This window comes from Peribacillus sp., from assembly GCF_059453735.1.
Map to the genome: position 1 here is coordinate 1 of NZ_JAZVJO010000291.1, position 7,144 is coordinate 7,144.

Annotated in this window: 7 protein-coding genes and 1 riboswitch; of the genes, 2 read left to right on the forward strand and 5 right to left on the reverse strand. The window is 39.0% G+C overall.

All coding sequences use genetic code 11. The features are described from left to right. Both AC52RT_RS09295 and AC52RT_RS09300 read right to left on the reverse strand, forming a co-directional pair. On the reverse strand, window positions 1–843 hold an 843-nt coding region (locus tag AC52RT_RS09295), incomplete at its 3' end, for a ribonucleotide-diphosphate reductase subunit beta (protein WP_495540478.1). Window positions 844–870: 27 nt separating this feature from the next. Further along, entirely contained in the window at window positions 871–3,138 is a 2,268-nt protein-coding gene (locus tag AC52RT_RS09300; protein WP_495540479.1) for a ribonucleoside-diphosphate reductase subunit alpha, read from the reverse strand. A 134-nt stretch (window positions 3,139–3,272) separates the two neighbouring features. Beyond that, window positions 3,273–3,452: riboswitch (cobalamin riboswitch) on the reverse strand. A gap of 317 nt (window positions 3,453–3,769) precedes the next feature. Between AC52RT_RS09300 and AC52RT_RS09305 the strand changes: the two genes are divergently transcribed. Further along, a complete protein-coding gene (locus tag AC52RT_RS09305) occupies window positions 3,770–4,699 on the forward strand; it encodes a manganese-dependent inorganic pyrophosphatase (RefSeq protein WP_495540480.1) in 930 nt (309 codons plus the stop codon). 40 nt (window positions 4,700–4,739) lie between these two features. Here the strand turns inward: AC52RT_RS09305 and AC52RT_RS09310 are convergent, their stop codons facing one another. From AC52RT_RS09310 to AC52RT_RS09320, 3 genes are all read right to left on the reverse strand, one after another. After that, window positions 4,740–4,886, reverse strand: a complete 147-nt coding sequence (locus AC52RT_RS09310; protein WP_495540481.1) for a hypothetical protein — start codon at window positions 4,884–4,886, stop codon at window positions 4,740–4,742. Window positions 4,887–4,955: 69 nt separating this feature from the next. Further along, entirely contained in the window at window positions 4,956–6,422 is a 1,467-nt protein-coding gene (locus tag AC52RT_RS09315) for a SulP family inorganic anion transporter (RefSeq protein ID WP_495540482.1), read from the reverse strand. A gap of 186 nt (window positions 6,423–6,608) precedes the next feature. Then, window positions 6,609–6,836, reverse strand: a complete 228-nt coding sequence (locus AC52RT_RS09320; RefSeq protein ID WP_495540483.1) for a YczO family protein — start codon at window positions 6,834–6,836, stop codon at window positions 6,609–6,611. 142 nt (window positions 6,837–6,978) lie between these two features. Between AC52RT_RS09320 and AC52RT_RS09325 the strand changes: the two genes are divergently transcribed. Continuing rightward, window positions 6,979–7,144 (forward strand): methyl-accepting chemotaxis protein (locus AC52RT_RS09325; protein ID WP_495540484.1); only part of this gene is annotated, 166 nt, incomplete at its 3' end.

The following is a 7,144-nucleotide window of genomic DNA, read 5'->3' on the forward strand; positions in this document are numbered from 1 at the left end:
TTCCAAGTCTAAATCTGCTTTATCTTGAATATCCTCGAGCATATATTCAGACCATTCTTTTTCAAGGTTTACTGCGTTTTCAAGAGTATGATAGATAAATTTCTTATTCTCTTTGTTATTTAGTTCAGGATACTCATACATTAATATTTGAACAAGCATGCCAACAAAGTCAAAGTGAACCATTTCATCTCGGTGAATATAAGAAATCATGGTAGCGGAGCCTGTCATCAGATTTTGTCTGCCTAAATTATAATAAAAGGCAAATGCTGAATAAAAATAAATACCTTCGAGATTGGTAGAGTGGATTAACGCTTCAAATAAATGCTGAGGAGTTGGGTCGTCAACATACGTCTGATAGGCATCTACGATCGGCTGATTTCTTCTTATTACCTGAGGATGCTGTTTTATCCGATCAAATAATTCTCTTTGCTGACCGATTGGAAGCAAAGAAGCCAAGATGTAGGAGTAGGATTCATTATGGATCGACTCTTGCTGGGCCATATTGGCAAGAATGGCTTTTGCAGCAGGGTCCTTAATAAAACGCATAATTTCAATGAGCGTAGGTGTTTGTAAACTGTCCATGCCTGCAATCATCGTCAGTATATCGAGAAAAACGTCTTGAATATCCTCATCCAATTCCAACCACTGTTTTTTGTCTTGTATCATATTTACACTCGAAGGCTTCCAGAAGTTGTTGATCAATTGTGTATACGTATCATAAAACTTCTCATATTGAATATCATTCCAGAGAAGAAAACCAGATGCTTCCCCTTTAAAGACCCCTGTTGCTCGAGTTGGATGTGTTGGCTCAAGCATTCTGATTTTTTTAATCTGTTCATTCATTGGAACCTCTCCTTTTCTTTTTCTCCCTTAGCTGCTGCAACTTTCACAGGCACTGCTGAATTCTGATGAAGTGGAACGGACGTAATACGTTGACTTCATACCGCTGTTCCAGGCTGTCAGATGGATATCGAGCAGATCTTTCGCTTTAATGGTGTTGTGAACATAGAGATTAAAGCTAATGGCTTGGTCAATATGACGCTGGCGGGCTGCGTTTTGTTTTATGCTTTCTTTTTGATCTAAATGAAAACGAGTCTTTTTGTAATACTCGTAAGTATTAGGTGTTAATCCTGGTGCGGTTACTTTGAATTTAAAATTCTTCTTTTCCTCGTAAAATTCAATTTCATATAATGGGTCGATTCCATCTGTTGAATTCCCTATTTTTGCCGTTGATGAGTTAGGGGCGATAGCCATGAGATAGCCGTTACGAAGGCCATGTTTTTGGACATTGTTTTTTAACTCAAGCCACTTTTCATCCTCATAATTTCTAAGTGAGAAGTATTCACCTGTATGCCAATCAGAGCCTTCAAAGTAAGGATAACCTTCTTTCTCTCGTGCCAGCTGATTGGAAGCGTGAACGGTAAGATAAGCAATTTTTTCATATAAGGAATCAGCTAGCTGTACGGCCTCGTCGGATTCCCAGTAGATGTTTTTATTTGCTAACAGATGATGCCAGCCAAATGTCCCTAAGCCGATGGCTCTGTATCGTTTATTTGATATTTCCGCCTGCTTGACAGGCAGGCTGTTAACATCAATGACATTATCGAGCATTCTTACCTGAATCGGGATGAGACGCTCAAGAACATCGTCACCAACTGCACGTGGTAAGTTAACTGAAGAGAGGTTACAAACAACGAAATCTCCGCTTTTCCTCACGATGACGACATCTCCATCTTCGGTTGTGTACTCTTGTGAAATTGTGGTAGGACTTAAATTCTGAGCAATTTCCGTACATAAATTCGAGCAGTAAATCATGCCTTTATGTTTATTCGGGTTCATTCGATTTACTTCATCACGGTAGAACATGTACGGTACGCCTTCTTCTAATTGTGAGATCATGATATTTTTCATGATTGTAATGGCAGGGATTTTCTCAAAAGAAAAGTGCGGTAATGTTCCATCTTCGGCAGCTTGAACTGCTATTGCATACTGTTTGCGAAAGCTTCCTTGACCTTTCACTTCATCAAAATGATCTTCAAGAGAGAACCCGAGTGTTTCTTTTACGGTATGCGGGTCAAAGAGATACCAATCAGACCGGTCACGAACAGCTTCCATAAATAAATCCGGGATGCAGACACCCGTGAAAATATCATGAGCTTTCAAGCGGTCATCACCATTTTGTGTTTTTAAATCAAGGAAGCTTAAAATATCCTTGTGCCAGACATCAAGATAAATCGCAATGGCACCTTTGCGTTGTCCAAGCTGATCAACACTAACAGCTGTTTGATTAAATAAACGGATCCAAGGTGTAGTACCTGAGCTGTTCCCAGAAAAACCCCGAATATCAGAGCCTAGAGCACGTATTTTACCTGCATATAGCCCGACTCCACCGCCGAATTTAGACACTTTTGCTGCATCATAGTTTGCCATGTAAATGCCGTCAATCGAATCATCAATGGCATCTATGAAACAAGAACTCAATTGACCATGCGATTTTCCTGCATTTGAAAGAGTGGGGGTGGCTACGGTCATATAGAGATTTGACATGGCCCAATAGGCTTCTTTGACAAGCTGAATTCGCATAGATGGTTCGTTGCGCATAATTTCCATCGCAATGATCATAAACCGTTCCTGAGGAAGTTCGTAAACAGCGTCTTTCTCTGGACGAGCCAGATAACGGTCATTGAGTAAATACAGCCCGATATAAGAGAATAATTTGTCTTTTTCAGGGTCAATGGCTGATTCAAGTTCCTCAATCTCTTCTTTAGTGTACGAAGCTAATAATTCGGGCTTATATACAGAGTAGCGTTGACCCATTTGTGGGGTGGAAAGCTGCTGAAGCAATCCGTAAAAGGAACCGTAGGAGGTCTTTTCACCGCGGTTAGTACGAGACTCTCTGTACATGGAATGAAGCAGCTCGGCTGCGGCCGCAAACGTCCAATCAGGTGCATCTATATCGACTTTTTCGAGGGCCATTTGTATCAACTTTCTTGATACTTTTGCTTCACTAGCATCAGACTGCCTGTCCAGCCATTTTTGAAACCTAGTTTCGAATGATTTCATGTCTAGACGTCCTTCAAATTGCTTGGACAATATTGTGAATTGCTGCGAGTTGTTATTTATGGTTGTTTGGGTCATAAAATGAATCCTCCTAGTTTTTAAACATAAAAAAATCCGCTCAAGGATTGTGAGCGGATTAAACGATAAGTGTAAGGAAGCATGAAAGAAGGCATTACACCATCGTTTCATCATCTCAACCCCCGAAGAACAAGAAACTAAAGCAAGTTTAGGCAGGTCTCCTGACTCGTGATCACCCTACTTTGAGCCCTTCCCGTATCTCACTGATACAGTGGTCATCTCATTTCGTCACACTTACAGTTGCGGGGACAGTACCGGGATTACACCGGTTTCCCTTTTCAGCCGTTTCCGGCACCTAATCTAGCGTTTTCTATATATAGTTATGTTATATGAAAATTAATCTATATCTTGTGATTTGAGCTACTATAATCGTAAGCTATCTCTGAGAAAAATACAACCATTTTCATTTGAACTTCGGAATATATTTCTTAGGAGGAAGGAATCAATTGCTAAACTCCGTTCGAACTTGTTATAATCGTTAAAGTCATTATGGGTAAGGACGAAATGAATGGGAAACTCCTGATAATGTACATAGAATCATTTCTGGAATGAATCAATGAAAAAATGTGATAAAATAAACGTAATACTTTATAAAAAAGTAAACTATATTTTTAATTGAAGGAGCATTCACGTGGAAAAAGTACTCGTTTTCGGACATAAAAATCCAGATACAGATACGATTTGTTCAGCAATTGCATATGCAGACTTGAAAAAACAATTAGGTATGGACGCAGAGCCGGTTCGTCTAGGAGAAGTAAATGGTGAAACACAATTTGCACTCGATACATTTAAATTTGACGCACCTCGTCTAGTTGAAAAGGTTGCTGTCGAAGCAGATGCAGTCATTCTTGTTGACCATAACGAACGTCAGCAAAGTGCAGATGATATTGATCAGGTTCGAATTCTTGAAGTAATCGACCATCACCGTATTGCTAACTTTGAAACAAGTGACCCCTTATATTATCGTGCAGAACCGGTTGGCTGTACGGCTACTATATTGAATAAGATTTATAAAGAAAACGGTCTTGAAATACCAAAGGAAGTTGCTGGATTAATGCTATCAGCAATCATCTCAGATTCCTTGTTATTTCAATCACCAACTTGTACTGAACAAGATACAGCCGCTGCATTTGAACTGGCAGAAATCGCTGGTGTAGATGCTGAAAGCTACGGTTTAGAGATGCTTAAGGCTGGTGCTGATTTAAGCGGAAAAACCATTGATCAGCTGATTACCCTTGATGCGAAGGAATTTGCAATGGGTGATGCGAAAGTTGTTATTGCACAAGTAAATGCTGTTGATACAAATGAAGTAATGGCTATGCAGACAGAATTAGAAGCCGCCATCTCAGAAGTTATTTTTGAAAGGAATCTTGATTTATTCCTATTTGTTGTTACTGATATTCTGATTAATGACTCAGTAGTGCTCGCACTTGGCAACAAGACAGACGCTGTTGAAAAGGCATATGATGTCGAACTGTTTAATAACCTAGCTGTTCTTAAAGGGGTCGTTTCACGTAAAAAACAAATCGTCCCTGTGTTGACAAATATCCTTTCAAACTAAAAAAACGAACGTATCGTTGATTAGCGATACGTTCGTTTTTTTAATTTGTTTCATTTTTTTCTTTTTCATAGGCAATCACAATCACATCTTTATTAACCTGCTTACCGAGCTTATCCTCAAAACTCTTTACTTCATTAACTAAATCCTCAGACAGGCTGGCGGCTGTATAATCGTTTTCCTTTTGCAAGTAGTAATCCTCCTTCACATTTATCTGTAGAAGGAATTAGTATGTGCAATGGTTCCTTTGATTATACCGTTAGGAATTACTTGCTTTAGGCAGCTCTTTATTAAAAACAGCGAGGCGTTCAATTAAGTCACTGCTTGCTCTGTCGAGTCCAATGATGTGAACGGTTTTTCCTTGCTCTCGATATTTTAAAACGACTTTATCAACAGCACCGACCGCTGAATCATCCCACAAGCGGGAATGAGAAAAATCAATGATAATGGTCTTCACCGATTCTTGGGCTGTCAATTTATTAACGAAGTCACTTACAGATGCAAAGAAAAGCTGCCCCGTCACTTGATAGGTTACGTCTGTTGGTGTTTCAATCTTTTCGATATGAACACGAGATAGTTTTGCTGAGAAAAAGATCATGCTTAAAATGACACCGGCGAAAACACCCTTAGAAAGATCATGTGTATAGACAACCGTAAATACGGTGACTAGCATAATAAAGGTATCGCTCTTAGGTGTTAAATGAAGTCTTTTTAATGATGACCAGTCAAAGGTTCCGATTGAAACCATAATCATCACGGCCACAAGAGCTGCCATAGGAATTTTAATGAGGACGTCATTTAAAAGGACAATTAATATCAGTAAAAAGACACCTGCTACAAAAGTCGATAATCTTCCGCGGCCTCCGGATTTAATATTGATTCCTGACTGTCCAATCATGGCGCAGCCTGCCATACCGCCAAAACAGCCCGCAATAATATTAGCTATTCCTTGTCCGCGTGCTTCTTTGTTTTTATTGCTTTTAGTATCTGTCAAGTCATCCACAATCTGAGCTGTTAAAAGGGATTCAAGCAAGCCTACAAAGGATAGGGCAAGTGAATATGGAAAGATAATGGATAGTGTTTCAAACGTTAATGGAATGTCTGGAAGCATAAATAAAGGCAATGCCTGTGTCAGCTCGCCCATATCACCAACTGTCCGAACACCTGCACCTGTAGCTATAGCAATAATGGTTATAACAATTATTGCTACGAGTGCAGAGGGAATGACTTTTGTGAATCGTGGAAACAAGTAAATGATGGCAAGAGCCCCTGCTGTCATTACATACATAATCCAAGTTTCTCCGACAAAATGAGTTAATTGAGCCGTGAAAATTAAAATAGCTAATGAGTTTACGAACCCAGTCATCACTGGACGTGGGATAAACTTCATTAATTTACCGATCTTACAGACACCGAATATAATTTGCAGAACTCCTGTTAGAATAGTTGCGGCAAGTAAATACTGCAGACCATAATCTTTTACGAGGTCCACCATAACAAGTGCCATTGCTGCAGTAGCAGCAGAAATCATTCCTGGTCTTCCGCCTACAAACGATATAACCACAGCGATACAAAAGGATGCATAAAGACCGACCATTGGGTCAACTCCAGCAATAATTGAAAAAGCAATCGCTTCTGGGATGAGTGCGAGTGCCACGACAATTCCTGACAATATATCACCACGGATATTGCCAAACCATTCTTGTTTAATTGATTGGATAGTCAAAATAGATCTCCCTCTTCTATAAAAAGTACCGAGATGTTATTAATATTGGTGTTGAATAACGAACTAGATTATACCATGGTTCAGAAGTACGTGCGGTTAATTTACAAAAATGGTTAAATAACAAAGCAGTATATTCATCAAAAAAAGCCTGAAGAAACTTGCCTTCAGGCTTTTAAATGCATATTGTTAAATTCGTTCACTTGAAGAATCATCTTTTGTTTCATGTTTATTTCGTTCTTCTTTTTTTTCCATTTCGATATCTTCTAGTGGGAGATCATCGATGGGCATTACCACCTGATCACGGATTTTTTGATCTTCCCAATTCTTTTGAAAGGCTTTAGATTTGTCGTTCCGCTCCTCTAAAATTTTATCTTTATCAAGACCTGATTTATTATGATCACGAACTTCATCCATATAGAAACCCTCCTCTAATATAGTACCTAATCATTATATTCCCATTTTTATTACTTGAGAAACATATAAAGACACATAAACAGTAAACAAATATTGGGATTTTCTTTAAAAATGGTAACGCTTACCGATAAGCAAGGCAGGGATGGAAAAAGTTGAAAAAGTCGTTCAGCAAATGAAGGCAATACATGAGTCTGTCAAAGATGCCTCTTATATGATTGAATCGCTTGGACATCGATCTGATGAAATTAGTAAGATTGTTGGTATGATTACGAGTATTGCTGATCAAACCAATTTACTCGCCTTAAATG

Bases quoted from the DNA above. Each gene is read 5' to 3' on its own strand.
- AC52RT_RS09320 (WP_495540483.1), bottom strand. From the start codon at position 6,836: ATGGATGAAGTTCGTGATCATAATAAATCAGGTCTTGATAAAGATAAA.
- AC52RT_RS09300 (WP_495540479.1), bottom strand. From the start codon at position 3,138: ATGACCCAAACAACCATAAATAACAACTCGCAGCAATTCACAATATTG.